This is a genomic window from Mesorhizobium sp. WSM4832, from assembly GCF_055811115.1.
Map to the genome: position 1 here is coordinate 122491 of NZ_JBVVQH010000006.1, position 21160 is coordinate 143650.

General features: G+C 64.8%; 23 protein-coding genes. 9 read left to right on the top strand and 14 right to left on the bottom strand.

Features of this window, described 5'->3' with window-relative positions; translation table 11 throughout:
- Positions 1-16: 16 nt before the first annotated feature.
- From AC0L2L_RS10755 to AC0L2L_RS10800, 10 genes are all read right to left on the bottom strand, one after another.
- Positions 17-1798, bottom strand: coding sequence for an ABC transporter ATP-binding protein (locus tag AC0L2L_RS10755; RefSeq protein WP_473578178.1), 1782 nt, complete (start codon positions 1796-1798; stop codon positions 17-19).
- A 40-nt stretch (positions 1799-1838) separates the two neighbouring features.
- Complete coding sequence (locus tag AC0L2L_RS10760; protein ID WP_473578180.1) at positions 1839-2783, bottom strand: acetamidase/formamidase family protein; 945 nt, start codon at positions 2781-2783, stop codon at positions 1839-1841.
- A complete protein-coding gene (locus AC0L2L_RS10765) occupies positions 2773-4416 on the bottom strand; it encodes an ABC transporter substrate-binding protein (protein WP_473578181.1) in 1644 nt (547 codons plus the stop codon). The genes AC0L2L_RS10760 and AC0L2L_RS10765 overlap by 11 nt, the downstream gene beginning before the upstream one ends.
- A gap of 32 nt (positions 4417-4448) precedes the next feature.
- Positions 4449-5369 (bottom strand): ABC transporter permease, encoded by a 921-nt coding sequence (locus AC0L2L_RS10770; RefSeq protein ID WP_473578183.1) that lies wholly within the window; start codon positions 5367-5369, stop codon positions 4449-4451.
- A gap of 13 nt (positions 5370-5382) precedes the next feature.
- A complete protein-coding gene (locus tag AC0L2L_RS10775) occupies positions 5383-6249 on the bottom strand; it encodes an ABC transporter permease (protein WP_473578463.1) in 867 nt (288 codons plus the stop codon).
- 19 nt (positions 6250-6268) lie between these two features.
- Positions 6269-6871, bottom strand: a complete 603-nt coding sequence (locus tag AC0L2L_RS10780) for an ANTAR domain-containing response regulator (protein ID WP_473578184.1) — start codon at positions 6869-6871, stop codon at positions 6269-6271.
- Entirely contained in the window at positions 6868-7962 is a 1095-nt protein-coding gene (locus tag AC0L2L_RS10785; protein ID WP_473578186.1) for a transporter substrate-binding protein, read from the bottom strand. The genes AC0L2L_RS10780 and AC0L2L_RS10785 overlap by 4 nt, the downstream gene beginning before the upstream one ends.
- 280 nt (positions 7963-8242) lie before the next feature.
- Positions 8243-9433: a cell division protein ZapE gene (gene zapE, locus AC0L2L_RS10790; protein ID WP_473578188.1), complete on the bottom strand. Its 1191-nt coding sequence runs from the start codon at positions 9431-9433 to the stop codon at positions 8243-8245.
- A gap of 193 nt (positions 9434-9626) precedes the next feature.
- Positions 9627-10184, bottom strand: coding sequence for a protease inhibitor Inh/omp19 family protein (locus AC0L2L_RS10795; protein WP_473578189.1), 558 nt, complete (start codon positions 10182-10184; stop codon positions 9627-9629).
- A 196-nt stretch (positions 10185-10380) separates the two neighbouring features.
- Entirely contained in the window at positions 10381-10818 is a 438-nt protein-coding gene (locus AC0L2L_RS10800) for a VOC family protein (RefSeq protein WP_473578192.1), read from the bottom strand.
- Positions 10819-10945: 127 nt separating this feature from the next.
- Between AC0L2L_RS10800 and AC0L2L_RS10805 the strand changes: the two genes are divergently transcribed.
- The 9 genes from AC0L2L_RS10805 (at position 10946) to AC0L2L_RS10845 (ending at position 19246) form a co-directional block, all read left to right on the top strand.
- Entirely contained in the window at positions 10946-11953 is a 1008-nt protein-coding gene (locus AC0L2L_RS10805; protein ID WP_473578194.1) for an MBL fold metallo-hydrolase, read from the top strand.
- A 71-nt stretch (positions 11954-12024) separates the two neighbouring features.
- Positions 12025-12186: a DUF1328 family protein gene (locus tag AC0L2L_RS10810; protein WP_027169154.1), complete on the top strand. Its 162-nt coding sequence runs from the start codon at positions 12025-12027 to the stop codon at positions 12184-12186.
- Positions 12187-12304: 118 nt separating this feature from the next.
- Positions 12305-13189 (top strand): diaminopimelate epimerase, encoded by an 885-nt coding sequence (gene dapF / locus AC0L2L_RS10815; protein WP_473578196.1) that lies wholly within the window; start codon positions 12305-12307, stop codon positions 13187-13189.
- Positions 13189-14517 (top strand): tRNA (N(6)-L-threonylcarbamoyladenosine(37)-C(2))-methylthiotransferase MtaB, encoded by a 1329-nt coding sequence (gene mtaB / locus AC0L2L_RS10820; RefSeq protein WP_473578197.1) that lies wholly within the window; start codon positions 13189-13191, stop codon positions 14515-14517. Before dapF ends, mtaB begins: the two co-directional genes overlap by 1 nt.
- A gap of 15 nt (positions 14518-14532) precedes the next feature.
- Positions 14533-16236 (top strand): signal recognition particle-docking protein FtsY, encoded by a 1704-nt coding sequence (gene ftsY, locus AC0L2L_RS10825; RefSeq protein ID WP_473578198.1) that lies wholly within the window; start codon positions 14533-14535, stop codon positions 16234-16236.
- A 63-nt stretch (positions 16237-16299) separates the two neighbouring features.
- Entirely contained in the window at positions 16300-16956 is a 657-nt protein-coding gene (locus AC0L2L_RS10830; protein WP_473578200.1) for a septation protein A, read from the top strand.
- Between the two features lie 91 nt (positions 16957-17047).
- Entirely contained in the window at positions 17048-17668 is a 621-nt protein-coding gene (locus AC0L2L_RS10835; RefSeq protein ID WP_473578202.1) for a pyridoxamine 5'-phosphate oxidase family protein, read from the top strand.
- Positions 17669-17709: 41 nt separating this feature from the next.
- Positions 17710-18237: an NADPH-dependent FMN reductase gene (locus AC0L2L_RS10840; protein WP_473578203.1), complete on the top strand. Its 528-nt coding sequence runs from the start codon at positions 17710-17712 to the stop codon at positions 18235-18237.
- 151 nt (positions 18238-18388) lie between these two features.
- The gene (locus tag AC0L2L_RS10845; protein WP_473578205.1) at positions 18389-19246 is read left to right on the top strand and encodes a hypothetical protein; all 858 of its coding nucleotides are present in this window, start codon (positions 18389-18391) and stop codon (positions 19244-19246) included.
- A 36-nt stretch (positions 19247-19282) separates the two neighbouring features.
- On the opposite strand, the gene AC0L2L_RS10850 is transcribed toward AC0L2L_RS10845, so the two are convergent.
- The 4 genes from AC0L2L_RS10850 to AC0L2L_RS10865 form a co-directional block, all read right to left on the bottom strand.
- Positions 19283-19774: an SRPBCC family protein gene (locus AC0L2L_RS10850; protein ID WP_473578206.1), complete on the bottom strand. Its 492-nt coding sequence runs from the start codon at positions 19772-19774 to the stop codon at positions 19283-19285.
- Between the two features lie 39 nt (positions 19775-19813).
- Positions 19814-20263 (bottom strand): SRPBCC family protein, encoded by a 450-nt coding sequence (locus AC0L2L_RS10855; protein ID WP_473578207.1) that lies wholly within the window; start codon positions 20261-20263, stop codon positions 19814-19816.
- Entirely contained in the window at positions 20260-20580 is a 321-nt protein-coding gene (locus AC0L2L_RS10860) for an ArsR/SmtB family transcription factor (protein WP_473578209.1), read from the bottom strand. The genes AC0L2L_RS10855 and AC0L2L_RS10860 overlap by 4 nt, the downstream gene beginning before the upstream one ends.
- A gap of 87 nt (positions 20581-20667) precedes the next feature.
- A complete protein-coding gene (locus AC0L2L_RS10865; protein ID WP_473578211.1) occupies positions 20668-21093 on the bottom strand; it encodes a GNAT family N-acetyltransferase in 426 nt (141 codons plus the stop codon).
- Positions 21094-21160 lie beyond the last annotated feature (67 nt).

Genomic DNA, 21160 nt, shown 5'->3' on the forward strand with positions numbered 1-21160 from the left:
CGCCGCTCCGCCCGTATCAGTCCCCGACGGCGGCGAAATGCCCGCCGCCGAAATCCTTGAGCACCAGTTTCGGCATGCTTTCGCCGATCCGCCGCGTGGCGCTCGGAATTTCACGATCGAGGCGGGCAAAGCGTGGCCGGCGTCGTGACGGATCGGGAACCGGCACCGCCTCGATGAGCCGTCGCGTGTAGGGATGGCGCGGGTTGGAGAAGACCTGGTCGCGGCTGCCGATCTCGACGATCTGGCCGAGATACATGACGGCGACGCGATCCGAGATGTTCTCGACCACCGCCATGTCATGCGAGATGAACAGATAGGCGACGCCGAATTCGCGCTGCAGCTCCTTCAACAGATCGAGCACGCGCGCCTGCACCGAGACATCCAGCGCCGACACGCTCTCGTCGGCGATGATCAGCTTCGGCCTGAGCGCCAGCGCCCGCGCGATGCAGATGCGCTGGCGCTGGCCGCCCGAGAATTCATGCGGATAAAGCTCCATCTGCGCCGCCGACAGGCCGACCCTCTCGAACAACGCGGCCACGCGTTCGCGGCGCTCCTCCTTCGACCCGATGCCGTGGATGAGCAGCGGCTCGGCCACCAGGTCGCCGACGCGCATGCGCGGATCGAGCGAAGCGTAAGGATCCTGGAAAACCATCTGCACGTCGCGCCGCACCGCCTTGCGCGCGTCGCCGCCAAGCGTGGCGAGCTCCCGGCCGCCGATCGTCACGCCGCCGCTATAGGGCACCAGGCCGGCAAGCGCCTTGGCGGTGGTCGATTTGCCGCAGCCGGACTCGCCGACCAGCGCCAGCGTCTCATTCGGCGCAATAGAGAAGCTGACGCCTTCGACGGCATGCACCCGCCGGTTGACGCGGCTGAAGAAGCCGCCGCGCAGGTCGAAGCGGACATGGAGGTCGTTCACGACCGCCACCTTGTCCTGCGTCGCCACTTTGTCCGGCTCGCCGGAAGCGCGGCGCCCGGCGCCCGAGCCGATGCGCGGAACGGCGGCAAGAAGCTCGCGCGTATAGGCGGCCTGCGGCCTGGCGAAAATATCGGCGGCGGCGCCTTCCTCGACCATGCGGCCATTGCGCATGATGATGACGCGATCGGCCATTTCGGCGACGACGCCCATGTCGTGGGTGATCAGGATGACGCTGGTGCCGTGCTGGCGCTGCAGGTCGCGCAGCAGTTCCAGCACCTCGCCCTGCACGGTGACGTCCAGCGCCGTCGTCGGCTCGTCGGCGATCAGCACGTCGGGTTCGAGCGCCAGCGCCATGGCGATCATCACCCGCTGGCGCATGCCGCCCGACAATTCGTGCGGAAACTGTTTCAGCCGGTTTTCGGCCTCTGAGATGCGCACCGCCTGCAGCGCCTTGACGGCGCGCCGTTGCGCCTCGGCGTGGGAAAGGCCGGTATGCGCCTCGATCGATTCGGTGAGCTGCCGGCCGATCGACAGCACCGGATTGAGCGAGGTCATCGGCTCCTGGAAGATCATCGCGATGCGGTCGCCGCGAATGTCGCGCATGCGGCGCTCGTCGAGCGCCGTCAGCTCGACGGCGCCCAGATTAGCCCCATCACGAAGGCGGATCTTGCCTGATGATATGCGCGCGGCAGGTTGCGGCAGCAATTGCATGATCGCCAGCGCGGTCATCGATTTGCCGGAACCGGACTCGCCGGCAATGCACAGTGTCTCGCCGCGTTTGAGCGACAGCGACAGGCCGGAGACAACCTCGCGCTCGCCATCCTCACCACGCACGCTGACGGAGAGGTTGGCGATGTCTAGGACGGGCTCGGGGGTCGTCACAGGCGCACCCCTGCAAGGGATTTATTCCGTCGCCGGCCTCTCATTCAAACACGCAGCGCGGGAAGTAGAACGACACCACCCAGTTCGGCATGTCGACGATCTCGCTGATCCTGAGATCGCCGCAGACCGAGACCAGCATGTAGGCATCGACCGGGTCGAGCTTGTAACGGGCAGCCAGCAGATCGACCATCTGGCTGACGGCCTCCCTGGCGCCGGTCATCAGGTCGGGCCCGATGCCCGTCGTCACCTCATAGCCCTTGGCGTCGAGGTGCCGCGTCACCGGGCCCGGCGTGGTGAAACGCGGCGTTTTCAGCCGCGCGTCCTTGACCAGGTCGAGTTTCAGCACGACGTCCATCGGGCTCTCGATCGCCGTGCCGCACACCTCGCCGTCGCCCTGTGCGGCGTGCGTGTCGCCGACCGAAAACAACGCGCCCGCGACTTCCACCGGCAGGTACAGCGTGGTGCCGGCGGCGAGATCGCGGATGTCGAGATTGCCGCCGACACGCCGCGGCGGCACCACAGAGTGGAGGCCGTTTTCGGCCAGGGCGTTGCCGATGGTGCCGGCAAACGGCTTCAGCGGCACACGCGCATTTTGGCCGAACAGCGCCGGCTCGAGCGAGGCAGCGTCGTATTTCCAGATGTTCAGCGCCGGCTCCTTGAAGTCGTCGGCGAGCAGGCCGAAGCCCGGGATGTTGGCCGTCCAGCCGAAGCCGGATGGCTTGAACATCTCGATCGTCACCTTCAGCGCGTCACCCGGCTCGGCGCCGTCGACGAAGATCGGCCCGGTCACCGGGTTGACCTTGGCGAAGTCGAGCTTGGCGGCGTCGGCGACCGTGCTGTCGGGTTTGAGTTGCCCGCCGGACGAATCCAGGCACTGGAACTCGATGGTCGAGCCGGGCGCCACCCGCTCGGCCGGGACAAAGGAATTGTCCCAGCCGAAATGATGATGGCGCCCGTGGATGGTGTAGTCGCAGTTACTGCACATCTTTTACATACACATTGTCGTAGTTGATCGGGATATGGACCGGGTCGACATAGAGGTTGTCGGCGCCGCCCATGCGGGCCGATTTCATGGTGAAGCGCTGCTCGTTGAAGACCGGCGCCCAGGGCGCGTCCTCCATCACCTTGTCGTAGATGGCGCTCCACATCTTGCCACGGTCGGCGGACTTCGCCGGATCGACCACCGAGTCAGCCTCGGCCGCCTTGGCGTCGAGATCCTTGTTGCAATACCATGACCAGTTCCAGCCGCCCGGCACGGCGCCGGCGCAGCCGAGGATCGGGCCGTAGAAGTTGGACGGATCCGGGAAGTCGGCGATCCAGGCCATGCCGCCCGACCAGATCATCGGCGCGCCTGCCTTGTCGCCGCCGGCGGCAATGACATTGGCCTGGGCGAGCGACTGGATGCTGGCCTTGATGCCGATCGCCGCCAGGTCCTGCTGGATCGCCTGGGCGATGCGCGGGTTGGGATCGGTGTTCATGGCGAACAATTGCGTCTCGAAGCCATCGGGATGGCCGGCCTCGGCGAGCAGCGCCTTGGCCTTGGCGACGTCATAGGGATAGCCCTTGTATTCCTTGTCGTAGCCCGGCATCGACGGCGGCAGCGGCTGGTTGGCCGGCACGGCGCGGCCGTTGATGATCTGGATGATGCGCGCCTTGTTGATCGCCATGTTGACGGCCTGGCGCACCTTCACATTGTCGAAGGGCGCCATGGTGGTGTTCATGGTGACGTAGCCGGTGTGCAACTGGCCGCCTTCGACGACGCGGGCCTTCTGCTCGGGATCGGCCATCACCTCCTGGAATTTGGCCGGCGGGATGCCGTCGCCGGGCACGTCGATCTCGCCCTTCTGCAGGCGCAGCAGCGCCACGATCGGCTCCTGGCCGATCTCGAAGGTGATCTTGTCGAGGTGCGGCAGGCCCTTGTGCCAGTAATCCGGATTGCGCTCGAAGACGATGCGCTGTCCGAGCGTCCATTCGGCGAGCTTGAAGGCGCCGGTGCCGACCGGATGCTTGCCGAAATCGGCGCCGTATTTCTCGACCTCTTCCTTCGGCACGACATGTGAGAAGTTGATGGCCATGACATGCAGGAAGGTGGCGTCCGGCCGGGTCAGCTCGAACTTGATCGTGTATGGATCGACCACGGTCACGCCGGAAAGGCTCTGGGCCTTGCCGGCGGCGACATCGTCATAGCCCTTGATCGAGCCGAAGAAGCCGGCGCCCGGGCTCTGCGTCTTCGGGTTGGTGACGCGGTCGAGCGAATATTTCACGTCATCCGCGGTCATCTCGCGGCCGTTGTGGAACTTGACGCCGTGGCGCAGCTTGAAGGTGAAGGTCTTGCCGTCGGGCGAGATCTCGTAGCTCTCCGCAAGGTCGGGCTTGAGGTTGGTGGTGCCCGGCTCGTAATCCATCAGCCCGTCGAACAGGCTCTTGATCATCGACCAGTTCTGCCAGTCATAGCCGATCGCCGGATCGAGCGTGGCGACGTCATCCTTGTAGGTGATGGTGATGGCGCCGCCCTGCTTGGCGTTCGGGTCGACAGCGTCCTCGGCGCGGGCGCTTGCCATGCCGAGCATCAGCGCCAGCGCCGACGCGGCCACGGTGGATGCAAGAAAACGTCTCATGTCAGTGTTCCCTTTCTTTGGTTGTTTTCATTTCATCTGAGCTTGATACGCGGATCGATGAAGGGCGCGATGATGTCGGCGAGCAGGTTGCCGAGCACGATGGCGAAGGCCGAGACCAGGGTGACGCCCATGATGATCGGGATGTCGACGCGCTGGATGGCCTGCCAGGCGAGCTGGCCGATGCCGGGCCAGCCGAAGACGCTTTCGACCACCACGATGCCGCCCATGAAGACGCCGATGTCGATGCCGATCATGGCGACGACCGGCAGGATGGCGTTGGGCAGCGCATGGCGAAACAGGATGGCGCCGCGCGCCAGGCCCTTGGCGCGCGCGGTGCGCATATAGTCCTGGCGCAGCACGTCGATCATCGACGAGCGCATCATGCGCGCGTACCAGCCGGCGCCGAGTATGCCCATGGTCAGCGAGGGCAGCACGAGGTGGCGCCAGCTGCCGTAGCCGCCGATCGGGAACCAGCCGAGCCTGACGGCGAAGACGTAGAGCAAGAGCAGGCCGACGACGAATTGCGGCGCCGAGACGCCGACGAAAGAGGCGACCATCAAGGTCTGGTCGGTGGCGGTGCCGCGCTTGACGGCGGCGATCAGCCCCATGCTGAGCCCGATCGCCAGCTCGCACAGGATGGCTCCGACCATCAAAAGCAGGCTTGCCGGCAGCCGCGAGACGATGAGCTCGGTGACTTCCGAGCGCTGGATGTAGGAGCGGCCGAGATCGCCGCTGATGAGCCGGACGAGATAGTGCCAATACTGGACGATGAAGGGCTGGTCGAGGCCGAGCTGCCGGCGGATGTTCTCCACCGTTTCGGGCGTGGCGCTGCGGCCGGCGATCTGGCGCACCGGATCGGCCGGCAAGAGATAGAGCAGCGCGAAGGTGATCAGCGAAACGCCGAGCAGGATGAGCAACGACTGGATAAGCCGGCGGCCGAGATAGGCGATCATGCGCGGCCTCCCATCATTCCCGCCCTCTTTGCGTCGGGTCGAGAATGTCGCGCAGCGCGTCGCCAATCAGGTTGAAGGCCAGCGCCAGCGCCAGGATCGCGGCGCCCGGGAAGAACACCAGCCAAGGGGCCGCCTGGAAATAGGTCTGGTTCTCGAAGATGATGTTGCCCCACGAGGCCGTCGGCGGCTGCACGCCGATGCCGAGATAGCTGAGCGTGGCTTCGAGCAGCACGGTGGTCGAGATGCCGAGCGTGCCCCAGACGATGATGGTCGGCAGAAGATGCGGCAGGATGTGGCGAATAAGAATCCGCGGCGCGCTCGCCCCTATCGTGCGCTCGGCATCGATGAACTCGCGCTCGGAGAGCGACGAGGTTTCGGTGTAGATGACGCGCGCCGTCTGCACCCAGTTGACCAGGGCGATCACCATGGCGACGATCCACAGGCTGGGCTGGAAGACCGCCGCCAGGCAGATGGCGAGCAGAAGTGCTGGAAAGGCCATCATCAGGTCGGTGAAGCGCATCAGCGCGCTGCCGATCCAGCCGCGGAAATAGCCCGCCGTGACGCCGACCAGCGTGCCGATCAGAAGCGCCACGCCATTGGCGACGATGCCGATGATCAGCGAGGTGCGGGCGCCGAACAGGATGCGGGTCAAAAGATCCCGGCCGAGCAGGTCGGTGCCCAGCCAGAACTTGGCGGTCGGCGGCAAGGGCGAGCCTTCGAGCGTCAGGCCGTCGAACATCTGCTCGTTGGGATCGTAGCCAGTCAGCCATGGCGCCAGCATGGCGCCGGTGAGCACGATTGCGACGATGAGCAAGCCGAGCAGCGCCAGCGGTCGCTTGACCAGCCGGCGCCAGACGCCGGCGCGCGGTTTTACCGGCATCCGGCCCGCCGCCGGGAGGTCAGGCGCGATGGGACTGGTCATCGCCGCCTTCGTCTTCCGTCATCGCCACGATGCGCCGCGCCGCTTCCTCGACGCTGATCTGCCAGCTCATCGCCAGCGATCTGAGCTGCGCGTAGGCGCGGTCGTCGTCGCTGCCTTTCGACAGGGCCGCGACCGCGCGCACGATGGTCTGGCGCTCGCCGACCCGCTGGCGCAGCGACGCGATCTCGCCGGCAAGCTGTTTTCGCGCCTCGAAGCTTTGCCGGGCGATCAGCAGCGCGCTGTAGACACCGGCGGTGCCGACCGGTTTCAGCAATTGCGCATCCGCCTTGTGCGACAACGACCATTCGATGCGGCCCGGCGCCTCCGAGCCGATCAGCGCCACCAGCGGCATCGGCGCCTCGCCGGGCTTCCACGGGAACTGGTCGTCGAAGCCGAGGTCGGCATCGAAGAAGACGAAATCCGCCGCGAGCGCCTCCGCCGGCAGTTGCGGCCAGCACTCGACCGCATCGAGGCCGATCGCCGACAACTGCCGGGTGATCGCCTGCACCGTCGTGTGCGGGCGATGCAGCACGAAGGCCTTGGCGCCGCCGAGATTGGGAATGCGCGTGGCGCGGCTCACGACACCACCCTGAGCCGCGGACGGCCGAATATCTTGGCCGGATCGTAGCGCGAAAGATAAGGGTCGGGCGCCACCTCTTCCTCGCGGCTCACCACCTCGAAGAACCCGTCGGCAATGCGCCCGATGATCACCGGCAGGGTCGCATGCTGGGTGTGCGGATCGATGGCGATCGGCCCCAGCCGCGTCGCGAAGCGGCGTTCGGCGAAGGCTTTCGAGAATTCCGCGGGACCGGCATCGGGATCGCCGGAAAGCACGTCCGCCATCACTTGCACCGAGGCATAGGCCGACGCCTCGAAGGACGAGGCGAAGGCGGCCGGACGCGGCGCGAAATAGGGCCCGGCCGACAAATGGCCCTTGCCGGTTTCGCCGATCGCCGGCAACTCGCCCTCGGTGAGATTGCACGAGATCACCGGGCAGGCGTCGGGCTTGAAGGCCGCGTCCTCGCTTCCCAGGTCGCGATATGCGGCGAGGAAGGCGTAGGACGAGGTGCCGATCAGGTTGTTGAGGATGAAATTCGGCCGCGTCACGCGGATTTCGTCGATCAGGCGCGAAACGTCGGTCTCGCCGATGCGCAGGTAGCGCTCGCCGAGCACCTTGCCGCCGGCGTCGGCGATCAGGTCGCGCGCAACGCGGTTCATCTCCCAGCCCCAAATGTAATTCGAGCCGAGCAGGAAGCCGTTGGCGCCGAAACGCGGCGCGACATAGGCCATCAAGGGCACCAGATGCTGGTTCGGGCAGGCATGCATGTAGACGACATGCTCGTTGGCCTCGAAGCCTTCATACGGGCAGGCATACCAGAGCATGCCTCCCGCCTTCTCCAGCACGGGAATTGTCTCCTTGCGGCTCCAGGAGGTGATGCAGCCGATGACATGGCGGGCGCTGCTGGTCCGGAAGATATCCTCGCAGAGCGTCGCGTAACGGTCGGCATTGCTTTGCGGGTCGCGCTCGACCGGGACAAGGTCGATGCTTTGCGCGCGATCGGCGTTGATGTCGGCGATCGCCCGCATCGCGCCGGTGCGGCAGGCGTCCGAGACGAGCTGGTAGCTCCCGGACCGGGAATAGAGGACGCCGATCTCGATGCGTCGTTTCAAGCGAGGCCCCAAAATGAAAAAGCCCCGCAGCCAGCGCCGGATGGGCGAGGCATACGAGGCATTTTTGCCGCCCGGCGACCAAAGCCGGTATTTTCGTGGGCCACCCTATTCCGTACCGTCCACCAGTCAAGCCTGAAAGTGTAACGGCATGCTGGGGCGGCTAGAGCAGTTCAGGGTTTGATGGAACCACTGACCTGCTCCAACGCTTTGTTTCTACGCAATTCCGGACGGAAAATCGCTGCGCCTTTTTCCCACGCAGGAGGGTGGCGAAACGATATCCCTACGCCTGCCTTGCCTCCGCAGGCTGCGCTTCATCGCGCCGTTCCGCCCAGCCGTCGAGCCAGTCGCGGCTCTGCATCTCGGCCAGGCGCGAGGCGGTGCGCTCGAATTCGAACACTTCCGTGCCGCGCTTGGCTGTGTAGAGCCCTTCGGGCGGCGCCGCCGCGCTCATCACCAACCGCATGCGGTGGTCGTAGAGCGTGTCGATCAAAAGAATGAAGCGCTTGGCCTCGTTGCGCTTGCCTTCCCCCAGCACCGGCACATGATCGATGACGACGGTCGAGAAACGGCCGGCGATCGCCAAATAGTCGCGCGCGCCGAGCGGCTTTTCGCAAAGATCGGCAAAGGAAAAGCGCGCCGCATCGCCGGCGGCGCGCGGCACGACGAGTTGGCGGCCTTTGAGCGTCAATATGACCTCGCCGGTCGGCCGGCCATGCGTCATGGCCTCCCAGGCGTCGTCCAGCGCGCGGTCGGCCGCGGCATCGTCCGGCGTGACATAGACCGGCAGGCGATCGAGCTTTTCCTGCCGATAGTCTTTCTCGGCATCCAGCGTCATCACCGCGGCATTGCGCTCGAGCAGCGAAATGAACGGCAGGAAGAGCTGCCGGTTCAGCCCGTCGCGATAGAGGTTCTCCGGCGCCACGTTTGAGGTGGCGACCAGCACCACGCCGCCGGCAAACAACGCTGAAAACAGGCGCGACAGGATCATCGCGTCGGCAATATCGGTGACCGAGAACTCGTCGAAGCACAGCACCCATGCTTCCTCGGCGAGCGCCCGCGCCACTGGCGGGATCGGATCGTCTTCCTTGACATCGCCGTTCTTGCGCGCCAGCCGGTGCTTCTGGATGCGGTCCTGCACATCGGCCATGAAGTCGTTGAAATGAACGCGGCGCTTGCGCCTGACCGGCAGCAGCTCGAAGAACATGTCCATCAGCATGGACTTGCCACGCCCGACGCCGCCATGGATGTAAAGGCCTCTGACCTGCTCGCGCGGCTTGCTGCGCGCGAACAGCCAGCCCAGCGCGCTGGATTTCTGCGCGAGCCTCTTTGCCGAAATCTCGTCGGTCAGCCGGTCGAGCGCGGTGACGATGCGCTCCTGCGCCGGGTCACGTTCGACGGCGCCGCTCTGGACGAGATGGTCGTAGCGCTGCCTGACGGTCGCATGGGTCTGGAGGCCGTCACGCAGATGCATAGGTCACGTCATTTATATCGAGCAGAATGCTCTAAGGAAGGCGCCAAGGGTGTGCTGAGATTCAGGTCAGGCCGAGCCGAGAATGGTGGCTTACGAGAACCGGAGCGGAGCGTACTTAAAGTACGTGAGCACCGGAAGCGCAGAAAGCCGCCGTTCGCAGGCCGGCATCACCTGAATATCAGCACACCCTAGCTTACCTTGTAAGCGAAATCGGCTGCCCGTTGGAAGTCTGGCCGTCGAACTTTTCGCCGCCCGAGGAATAGAGCCTGGCCAGCGCGCCGCCGTTTTCGTCGTAGAGCGTCAGCTGCTTGCCGGCGACGTTCCACGACTTGATGCCGTCCATCGGCGCCGGGCAGTGCAGCGGACCGGCGCGGTAGCCGGCGCCGAACTTGGTCTGCGGCGTCGCCACCTTGCAGCTCTGCCCGGCGACACTGGCGCTCCACACACCGGCGACGCTGGCCGCGGTGAGATCGGCGGCGCCGGCGGGCGCGGTACCGTCCGGCGGCAGCGAGGCGACCTGCGCATTTTTCGGCGCGGTCGGGAATTGCGACGGGTCAGTGGTGCCGGGCGAAGCCGGCGGCGGCAGCTGATTCTGCGTCACCGTGCCGGAGGGTGCCGGCGTCAGCGGCGCCGGCTGCTGCTCGTCCATCGACGAGAAGCGCGAGGTCGAGCAGCCGCTCGCAACCAGCGCGGCCAGCGACACGGCCACGAGGCCGCTTATTGAAAAGGGGCGGGTCATAGAAAAATTCATCCAAACCTCCGTCGGATCTGGCCGGGGGAAGCCATCCGCGTAATCTCCGCTCCACCAAGATGGCGAAGGTGGCAGAATTTCAACCCGATATGGTTAAAATAGGGTTTTCGATGCGGCTGTTGTAAATTTATCGCAACAAACGGGCAGCACCGGGACGACGCCGGAAGCAGCCATCTAAACCTTTGAAATAACGACATTATATCCTTGTGCTCGGCACGAATACATAGCCATCCGGGCCGATAATGTAGCATTCGCGCAGACCGTGCGGCTTGTCGATCGAGCCGGCCAACACGATGTGGCCGAGCGCTGCCGCCTTTTTCTCGACCGCATCCGGATCGGCGCCGTAAAGGCGCAGTTCGATACCGGCCCCGCGCGTTTCGGTGCCTGCGGTGACCCCGGTCATCGGATTGTCGAGATAGGAATGGTCGGCATGCAGCATGAACAACGAGCCCAAAAGTTCGATCGCTGCGAAATCCTCGTCGGCATAAATAACGCGCGCGCCAAGCACATCGCGGCAGAACGCCTCCATCGCCGCCATGTCGGTGACCAGGAGGTTGACGCCCACCCCGCGCGGCAGCGAGCGGCCGAAATCCTCGGCCTTCATCCACGGTGTTTTGGTTCGCTTCATCGCCATGGCGCAGTCCTCCGCGCCCGTGATCCTAGACGAAGCCGTCTTCCGGCCCTTGGCATTCGCCCGCAAAATGCTTGCGCCAGGCAGGCGCGTCCTTATCTCAGGAAGGACCGAGCCGGCGGGAGAGAGAATGGCTGCGAGCACGAGAACCGCCAACCGCTACTATAGCGGCCCGCCCAGCGATCATTTCGACGGCACCTTGTTCTTCAATCCTGGCGGCAAGCCGCCGGGGCGCTTCACCGATCTGCTCAAATGGCAATTCAGCGGCGGGCGGGCGAAATGGCCGGCGGCCTTTCCGAGCCCTTTTCCGAAAGCACAACCCGACAAGATGATCGAGGGTAGCGCGCTCAGGCTCACCATGGTCGGCCACGCCTCGCTCCTCATCCAGACGGCGGGCCTGAATATCCTCATCGATCCGGTCTGGTCGGAACGCGCCTCGCCTTTCGCCTTCGCCGGTCCGAGAAGGGTCAATGCGCCGGGGATTGCCTTTGCCGACCTGCCGCCGATCGATCTGGTCCTCATCAGCCACAACCACTACGACCACCTCGACCTTGCCACGCTGAAGCGGTTGAGGGAGGACCACGACGCGCGGGTCATGACGCCGCTCGGCAACGATGCCGTCATCAACCGCGCGGTGCCCGGCATGCGGCTCAGCGTGCATGATTGGGGCGACCGGGTCGACGTCGGCGCGGCCGCCATTCATGTCGAGCCGGCGCATCACTGGTCGGCGCGCGGCGGGCGTGACCGCCGCATGGCGCTGTGGGCGGGCTTCGTCATCGAAACAGCGGGCGGCAACATCTATTTCGCCGGCGACACCGGCTTCCATGACGGTATCAACTACCGGCTGATGGCTGAAAAGCATGGCGGCTTTCGCCTCGCCATCCTGCCGATCGGCGCCTATGAGCCGCGCTGGTTCATGGCGCCGCAGCACCAGAACCCGGAGGAGGCCGTGCAAGGCATGAAGCTGTGCAACACCACCTTCGCCGCCGGCTGCCATTGGGGCACATTCCATCTCACCGACGAGCCGGTTGAGGAGCCGGCGCAAAAGCTGGCCGAGGCGCTGGACGCCGAAGGCCTGCCGCCGGAGCGATTCCGCGCGATGCGCCCGGGCGAAGTGTGGGATTTGCCATCGGCCTAGCTCGCCAGGCAGCGGAACCCAAGGCGCATAGAAGCGTTGCTTCCTGACACAATTCGGCAGGGAGCCCCTCCATGATCAGATGGATCATTATTCTTTTGATTATCGCTGCCGCCGCGAGCCTTCTCGGCATGCCGGCGCTGGCAGGCGCCGCCGCAATGGGCGCGCGCATCCTCATCGGCATCGTGCTGATCATCTTCCTGCTGATCGTGCTCGGCGTCTTCGCGGTAACTTAGGCGCGACCTCTTGGTCGTCGCAGCGCGGCATCTTGCCGTCGCCCAAAACCGGGCCGGACTGGTAATTCCCGCCCGTTTCCGCCATATAGCGGCCAAACGGAATTGGAATAGCGGTTAGATGGCAGGCACCGCCCCCTTCGCCAAGATGAACGGCATCGGCAACGAGATCATCGTCGCCGACATGCGTGGCCGTGCCGACAAGGTGACGGCCGCGGCCGCGATCGCGCTCAATGCCGACGCCGCGACCAGGTTCGACCAGATCATGGCGATCCATGATGCGCGCACGCCAGGCACCGCCTATTATGTCGACATCCTGAATTCCGATGGCACCAGCGCGCAGGCCTGCGGCAACGGCATGCGCTGCGTCGTGCAGGCTTTGGCCGCCGAGACCGGGCGGAAGACCTTCACCTTCGAGACCCGGGCCGGCATTCTGAGTGCCGAGGAGCACGCCGATGGCTCGATCTCGGTCGACATGGGCAAGCCGCGTTTCGGCTGGCAGGAGATCCCGCTCGCCGAGGAATTCCGCGATACCCGCATGATCGAGCTGCAGATCGGCCCGATCGACGCGCCGGTGCTGCATTCGCCGTCCGCGGTCTCGATGGGCAATCCGCACGCCATCTTCTGGGTCGACAACGACGTCTGGTCCTATGAGCTCGACCGCTTCGGCCCGCTGCTCGAAAACCATCCGATCTTCCCCGAGCGTGCCAATATCACCATTGCCCAGGTCACGTCCCCGCAGACCATGGTCATCCGCACATGGGAACGCGGTGCCGGCCTGACCAAGGCTTGCGGGTCGGCGTCGTGCGCCGCTGTGGTGGCGGCAGCCCGCACCAGGCGGACTGGGCGAAGCGTCAGCCTGTTGGCTCCCAGCGGCGGCACGCTGCATATCGAATGGCGCGACGACGATCACGTCATTCTGACCGGTGCAGCCGAATGGGAATTTTCCGGCAGCTTCGATCCCTTGACCGGCGCCTGGGGCCGCGACACCGAAAGCGCCGCCTGATGTCCGCCCTTGAAAAAAGCGCGGCGCCCCAAGCCTCCACGGGGCCGGGTATCGACGTCGTCACCTTCGGCTGCCGCCTCAACACCTATGAATCGGAAGTGATGCGCCGCGAGGCCGAAAGCGCCGGGCTCGGCGCGCTTCAAGGCGGCGCCGTCATCTTCAACACCTGCGCCGTCACCGCCGAAGCCGTGCGCCAGGCCAAGCAGGCGATCCGCAAGGCCCGCCGCGAGAATCCGCAAGCACGCATCATCGTCACCGGCTGCGCGGCGCAGACCGAGCCGCAGAATTTCGCCGCCATGGACGAGGTCGACCTCGTCCTCGGCAATGAGGAGAAGCTCAAGGCGAACTCCTACCGCGCGCTGCCCGATTTCGGCGTCAACGACACCGAGAAGGCGCGCGTCAACGACATCTTCTCGGTGCGCGAGACGGCGAGCCATATGGTCGATGCCATTGAAGGCCGGGCGCGCGCCTTCGTGCAAGTGCAGAATGGCTGCGACCATCGCTGCACCTTCTGCATCATCCCCTATGGGCGCGGCAATTCGCGCTCCGTGCCGATGGGCGCGGTGGTCGAGCAGGTCAAGCGGCTGGCTGGCAACGGCTATGCCGAGGTCGTTTTGACCGGCGTCGACATGACCAGCTTCGGCGCCGACCTTCCCGGCAGCCCGAAACTTGGAAAGCTGGTGAAGACGATCCTGCGCCAGGTGCCGGACGTGAAACGGCTGAGACTGTCCTCGATCGATTCCATCGAGGCCGACGACGACCTGCTCGACGCCCTCGCCACCGAGCCGAGGCTGATGCCGCATCTGCATCTGTCGCTGCAATCGGGCGACGACATGATCCTGAAGCGCATGAAGCGTCGCCACAGCAGAGACCAGTCGATCCGCTTTTGCGAGGACGTGCGCAAGCTGCGACCCGGAATCGTCTTCGGCGCCGACATCATCGCCGGTTTCCCGACCGAGACCGAGGCGATGTTCGAGAATTCGGAAAGAATAGTAGAGGAATGCGGCCTGACGCATCTTCATGTGTTTCCGTTCAGCCCACGCGAGGGCACGCCCGCCGCGCGCATGCCGCAGGTCCGCCGCGAGGTGGTGAAGGCGCGCGCCGCAAGGCTGCGCGCCGACGGCGAGGCAGCCTATCGCCGCCATTTGTCGTCGCTCTCCGGCACAAGGCAATCGATCCTGGTCGAGCGCGACGGGCTCGGCCGCACCGAAGGTTTTACGCTGGCCGCGATCGCCGCCGGGCAACCCGGCGACATTGTTGATGCCGTGGTCGCCGGCCATGACGGCGCCCGACTGATCGCGGCGCCCTCTGCCGCGCAAGCCGCCTGAGAAACTGCGAGACGCATGGCTGGTTTTTTCAAGAAGATATTTTCGTTCGGCAAGAAAGAGGTCGTCGAGGAGCGCGTCGACGAGGCGGCCCCGCTGCCGCCGATCAAATGGGATGCGCTCGACGCGCTGAAGCCGGAAGCCGAGCAGGCCGCGCCAGAGGTTTTGGCGCGCGAGGAAGAGCCCGCGCCGCAACCGACGCCGGAAGAGCCGAAGCCCGAGCCGGCGCCAACCATCCCGCCAACGCCGGAACCGACAGTTCCTACCGAGCCGGAACCGCTGCCGCGGCCCGAGCCGGAAGAAGAACCGCAGCCGGCGCCCCTGACGCCCGAGCCGCCAGCGCCGGAGGAAGTGCCGCCGGCCGAGCCGGAACCTGCGCCGGCACCAAAACCGCAGCCCGCGCCGCAGGAGGTGCCTCCACCCGCGCCGGTCCAACCGGACATCGAGCCTTCGCGTCCGGAGCCCCGGCCTGAGCCGGCCCCGGTCGAGGTGCCGACGCCGCCGAGCGAAGTTCCGGTCGAAACACCCGCGCCGATCGAGGTTCCGCCGTCGGTGCCGCCTTCCATCGAGCCGTCCTCGGAAGCCGGCGCGGACCTGGCGCCCTCTGCTGAAATTATCGCGGAGATCTCGCCGCCAATTCGCCAGCCTGCGCCCATCGAGCCGCAGCCTGTGCGTGCGGAGATAGCACCGGAGCCGGAAGCAGTTCCCGCGCCACCGAAGCCCACTCCCGCCGCCGGCAAGGTGACCGTCGCCAAAAAAGTCGAGCAGAGGGCCGAGCCGGTAAAGGCGCCGGAGCCGGCGCGGCGGCTTTCCTGGTTCCAGCGCATGCGCGAAGGCCTGGCCCGCTCCTCGCGCGAACTTACCGGCAACATCGCCGGCGTCTTCACCAAGCGCAAATTGGACGAGGACACACTCCAGGACCTGGAGGACGTGCTGATCCGCGCCGATCTTGGCGTGGAGACGGCGCTTCGCGTCACCGATTCGCTTGCCGCAAGCCGCTACGGCAAGGATGTCTCCGATACGGAAGTCCGCGCCGTGATGGCAGCGGAGGTGGAGAAGGTGCTGACGCCGGTCGCCAGGCCGCTCGAGCTCGACCTCAGCCACAAGCCGCATGTCATCCTGGTCGTCGGTGTCAACGGCACCGGCAAGACCACCACCATTGGCAAATTAGCCGCCAAGCTCACCGACGGCGGCCTCAAGGTGATGCTGGCCGCCGGCGACACGTTTCGCGCCGCGGCGATCGAGCAACTGAAAATCTGGGGCGAGCGCACGAAATCGCCCGTCATCGCCTCCAAGCTCGGCGCCGATGCCGCCGGCCTCGCCTATGATGCCTTCGAGAAGGCCAGGGAAGCCGGCTCCGATGTGCTGATCATCGACACCGCCGGCCGCCTGCAGAACAAGACCGAGCTGATGGCGGAACTGGAGAAGATCGTGCGCGTGCTGGGCAAGCTCGATCCGGAAGCGCCGCATACGGTGCTGCAGACGGTCGACGCAACCACCGGCCAGAATGCGCTGAACCAGGTCGAGATCTTCCGCAACGTCGCCGGCGTCAACGGCCTGGTGATGACCAAGCTGGACGGCACGGCGCGCGGCGGTATTCTGGTGGCGATCGCCGCCAAGCACCGGCTGCCGGTCTATTTCATCGGCGTCGGCGAGCAGGTCGACGACCTCGAACCGTTTTCCGCCAGCGAATTCGCGCGAGCGATCGCCGGCGTGGCTTGAACAAAGGCGTGATCTTGAACGGCCGCCTGCTTTTTGGCCAGATCATGCGCAAGAAGGACTTTTATGAATATCATCGAACGTGAACCGTCCGATCCACGCCGCAAGCCGGTCAATCCCGGCCTGAAGTTCCTGCTCGAGCTGGGACCCGGCCTGGTGTTCTTCTTCACCACCATCCGCGGCGAGTGGCTGGCCGAGAAATTCCCGGTGTTGGCCCATCTCGGCGAGCCGATCCTGATCGCAACCGCCTTCTTCATGGTCGCGACGGCGCTTTCGCTGAGCGCCTCCTGGCTGCTGACGCGCAGCCTGCCGCTGATGCCGCTGGTCTCGGCGATCGTCGTTTTCGTCTTCGGCGCGCTGGCGCTTTACCTGCAGGACAAGACCTTCGCCTTCATGAAGCCGACGATCATCAATTCGCTGTTCGGCGTCACACTGCTCGGCGGATTGCTGTTCGGCCGGTCCCTGCTCGGCTACGTCTTCGATTCCGCTTTCCAGCTCGATGCCGAAGGCTGGCGCAAGCTGACCTTCCGCTGGGGGTTGTTCTTCCTTTTCCTGGCCGTGCTCAACGAGGTTGTGTGGCGCAACTTTTCCGAGGCGACCTGGCTTTATTTCAAGGTGTGGGGCACGATCCCGATCACCTTGCTGTTCACCTTCAGCCAGATGCCGTTGATCATGCGCCACTCGGTTGAGGAAAAGCCCAAGGAAGAGAAAGCCGGCAATTAAAGCAATTCCAGGAAAAGTGGCTGCCGGTTGGGTTCGGCGACTTCGCCGTAACCTCCGTCCGGAATTGCGTCAGACTAAGAGGGGGGACGGCATGGAATTCCTGACCACGCGCGAGGCGCTGCGCACCGTCTACAAGACGCCGAAGCCGACCGACGGCCCGATCCGCAAGGAACTGAAAGCCCTCGACGGCCATTGCCGGTCCTTCATCGGCAAGAGCCCCTTCGTGCTGATCGGCTCCTCCGACGGCGCTGGCAACGCCGACGTCACGCCCAAGGGCGATAAGCCCGGTTTCACCACCATCCTCGACAACAGCACCATCGCCATCCCCGACCGCCCCGGCAACAACCGGCTGGACACGCTGGAAAACATCATCCGCAACCCGTCGGTCGGGCTGCTCTTCCTCATCCCCGGCATGAACGAGACGCTGCGTGTCAACGGCGAGGCGCGCATCACCGTCGACCCCGCCTTGCGCGAACGGCTGGCCATCGACGGCAAGCAGCCGCAGAGCGTGATCGTGGTGACGGTCAAGGCGGCCTACATGCACTGCGCCAAGGCCTTCATGCGCTCCGACCTCTGGAAGCCGGAGACCTGGTACGATCGCGCCACCTTGCCGACGCTCGGCCAGATCATCCGCGACCAGCTGGCGCTGGCCGAAAGCGCGGGCGAGATCGACCGCGAGTTGGACGACGATTACCGGCAGACCATGTGGTAGGTTTTGCCGACGCGATTCGTCCGAACCGACCCCGCCGATCCATGCTGAACATCCTCGCCATTTCCGGCAGCCTGCGCGCTGCCTCGACCAACTCCGCACTGGTGGAGGCTTTGGCCGCCAACACGCCTGCGGACTGCCGCATTGCGGTCTATGACGGCCTTGGCCGGCTGCCGATCTTCAATCCCGACGACGAGGGCGAGCGCACGCCGCCGGAAGCGGCGCGCCTGATCGAGGCAGTCACGCGCGCCGACGGCGTCATCGTCTCCTGCCCGGAATATGCGCATGGCGTGCCTGGCGGCATGAAGAATGCGCTCGACTGGCTGGTCTCGCGCGACGCGGCCGTCGGCAAGCCGGCGATGCTGGTCCATGCCTCGCCGCGCTCGCTCTATGCGCGCGCGGCACTTGCCGAGATCATGCGCACGATGTCGTTCGCGCTGTACGAGGAGGCGGCGCTGGAGATCGCGCTGCTGGGGAAGAAGCCGGCGGAGACGGAGATGATCCTCGACGCGAACCGGCAGGCGCTGCGCGATGCCGTGCTGGCTTTTGCGGGCTTTATTCATTCGCGGTGAGCGCTGCCGGCAAATATCAGGTCCTGTCGACAAATGCCGTTGCATCCTACTGGCTGTATCATGTTACCCTGAGCCTGCAGGGCGCTTGGGGAATACGAAAACATTGTCTGGAAAGGCTGTCGAAACTTTTCGGCGCGCAAGGGGAGTCCAATTGCTTTTGGGACTCTGCCACGAGATCCTGTACCGCCAGTTTCTCGGAGCCGCTGCGCAAAAAGGCCATGCATTTGCCAGGGCTCTGAGCAGTAGGCCCGAGCGCAGTTATTGCTTCACCATCGCATTCAATACCCCTTGGATCATAGACGTGCTCACCAAGGCCTGGCAGGTATTCCCGACCGGGACCAGGCTGGTGGTGATCGACAATTCGTCGAAGCAGGATGCGCGAGTTTCGATCGAAGCAATCTGCGCGCGGCGCGGAGTCGCGTATTTCCGGCTACCTAGAAATTTCGAGACGAACCCTTCCAGATCACACGGTATTTCTCAGACCTGGGTCTTCCACAACATTGTCAAGCACCTCAAACCCGACATGTTCGGCTTCATCGATCACGATTGCTTTCCGGTCAGGCCGATCGATATCGCGCAACGCGTCGGACGCAAGATCGGGTATGGGGTGCAGTTGGGTGCCAAGTCCAGCTACCTGTACAAGGCGGCCGAAGACGAACCCGGCTGGTATTACTGGGCCGGCCTCTGCTTCTATAATTTCGCTACCGTCGAGCATACGAAGCTCGATTTCAGAAATCGGCTCGACATTGGAATGGATACCGGCGGCGGCAACTGGCCGGTCCTGTATTCGAAGCACTCTGCCGGGGAGTTCGAGATGGCCCGGTCAAATTCCGTCGCCGTGAGCGTCGAGGGGAAAATCGCCAACTATCGGGTATATGACGAGGCCCTTTTCCACGTCGGCGGCGCGTCCTACCGCTCGCTCGCGGCAAATCCGGACTATCGTCGCCAATTGGCGGACCATATCTGGAAAACCTACCTCGGCGGGACCCAGGATCGCCTGGTTTCCTAATGCATGTCGCCCGGAAATGTGCTGCCGCGACGCGCCTTAAGCCCAAATCGAGCCCGCGTCGAAATACCGTTGCAACCAGCCCAGCACACGTGCCCAGCCGTCGGCATGCTCGGCCGCGGCCTCGGTAAAGCCGGCGAAACCGCCATGGCAGACGGTAAATCTTGTGCCGCCGGCAATTGGCTCCAGGAGATAGGCGACGGTCGTCTCGCGCCGGCCGAGCGCCGGGTGGTCCCAATCGTATCTTCGCGTCTGCACGATCCGGCGCGGCGCCTTTATTTCGAGGAAGATCCCGCCGGCGGGCAGGCTCCGCCCATCCGCTGTTCTCACGAGCACATTCCAGCGGCCGCCGGCGCGAAGGTCGGCCGTCCAACCGGTCATCCGGTAAGTGTCGGGCGAACCCCACCAGCGCTCGACTTCATCGGTGACAAGCGCTGCGAACACCTGCTCTACAGGGGCGTTGACCTCGGCAAAGGCCATGGCAGTTTCGCCATTCGCCATGGCCTGCGGCCAGGAATGCCGGAGCATCATAGCGTCTCTCCCCGATTGTTTCGAGACCGAAACGATATCTCAGCTCTTTGACGGCGGGCGCTCGAAACCCTTGCCGGTTTCGAGCAGGCTTTTCAGGCTCGACAGCACCAGCGGCCAACCCTTGGCGACGTTTGCGATCAGCTTGTGCGGGCCGTCGGCCTCATGGGTGACGGCGAGTTTCATCATGTCGCCGTCCTGCTCGATGGTGAAGGTGCAGCGCGTATAGCCGTCCTCCTTCACCTCGGGCATCCATTCGTTGCGCCATTTGATGACCAGGCGCCGCGGCGGATCGACCTCCAGGATCTCGCCGGAATCGGCGATGCGGCCATCGGGAAAGATCAGCTTCCAGCTGGAGCCGACTTTCCAGTCGCTCTCCTGATAGGAGCAGAGGAAGAACTGACGGTTGAACTCGGGGTCGGTCAGCGCTTGCCAAAGCTTTTCAGGCGTGGTGCGGATATAGGTGACATAGACGAAGCTGTTGTCGCTCACGGCTCTTTCCTTTCAGGACGTTGCTTCAGGTCGCTCAATGCACTGAGCCGATGGCGCTCGAACTTGCCGATCCAGCGCTCGGCGATCTCGTTGATCGGAACGGGGTTGAGGTAGTGCTCCTTCTCCCGGCCGCGGCGGACGGTGGTGACGAGGTTCGCCTCCTCGAGGATCGCCAGGTGCTTGGTCACCGCCTGGCGCGTCATATCCATCCGCTCGCACAGCGCGTTCAGCGTTTGCCCGTTCCTGGCATAGAGGCTGTCCAGCAGCTGCCGGCGGGTCGGGTCGGCCAAAGCGCGAAAGACGGCATCCATGCTCATGGCTTTTAATATGCAACCATTTGGTTGCATGTCAAGCTCAAAAAGAATTGCCGCGGCCACATCGAGAGTCTGGCTCGTCAGGAAAGATCAGTGCTTGCGGGAGAACCAGAAGGCGTCGGCCATGCGCTGCATGCCGATGCGTTCGTAGAAGCCGACGGCGTTGGGCAGCGAGATCAGGCTGATGCCGACGGACGCGCCAAGCTGCCGGCGCGCCTCGTCCATCAGGCCCTTGCCGATGCCGAGCCCCTGCGCCGAAGCGGATACGGCGAGCTCGGAGATGTAGCAGACCCAGGAGAAGTCGGTGACGCCGCGCGCGACGCCGATCAGCGGCTTGCCCTCGATATCGAGGCGGGCCGTCAGGACAAGATTGGCGTTGGCCAGCATCGTCCTCAGACGGGCCTCGTCATCGACCGGTCGTGTTTCGCCAAGCCCGGACTCCACCAACACGCGGCGGAATTCGGCGACGTCGAGCGAGGGCTCGCTTGCGTAGAGGACTTTGGGAGGCGCTGTCATGCCGGCCAAGGTGCCCCACCCATCGACATTTTGGAAGCGTCCAGCCCCTATCTTGTGTCGGATGGCC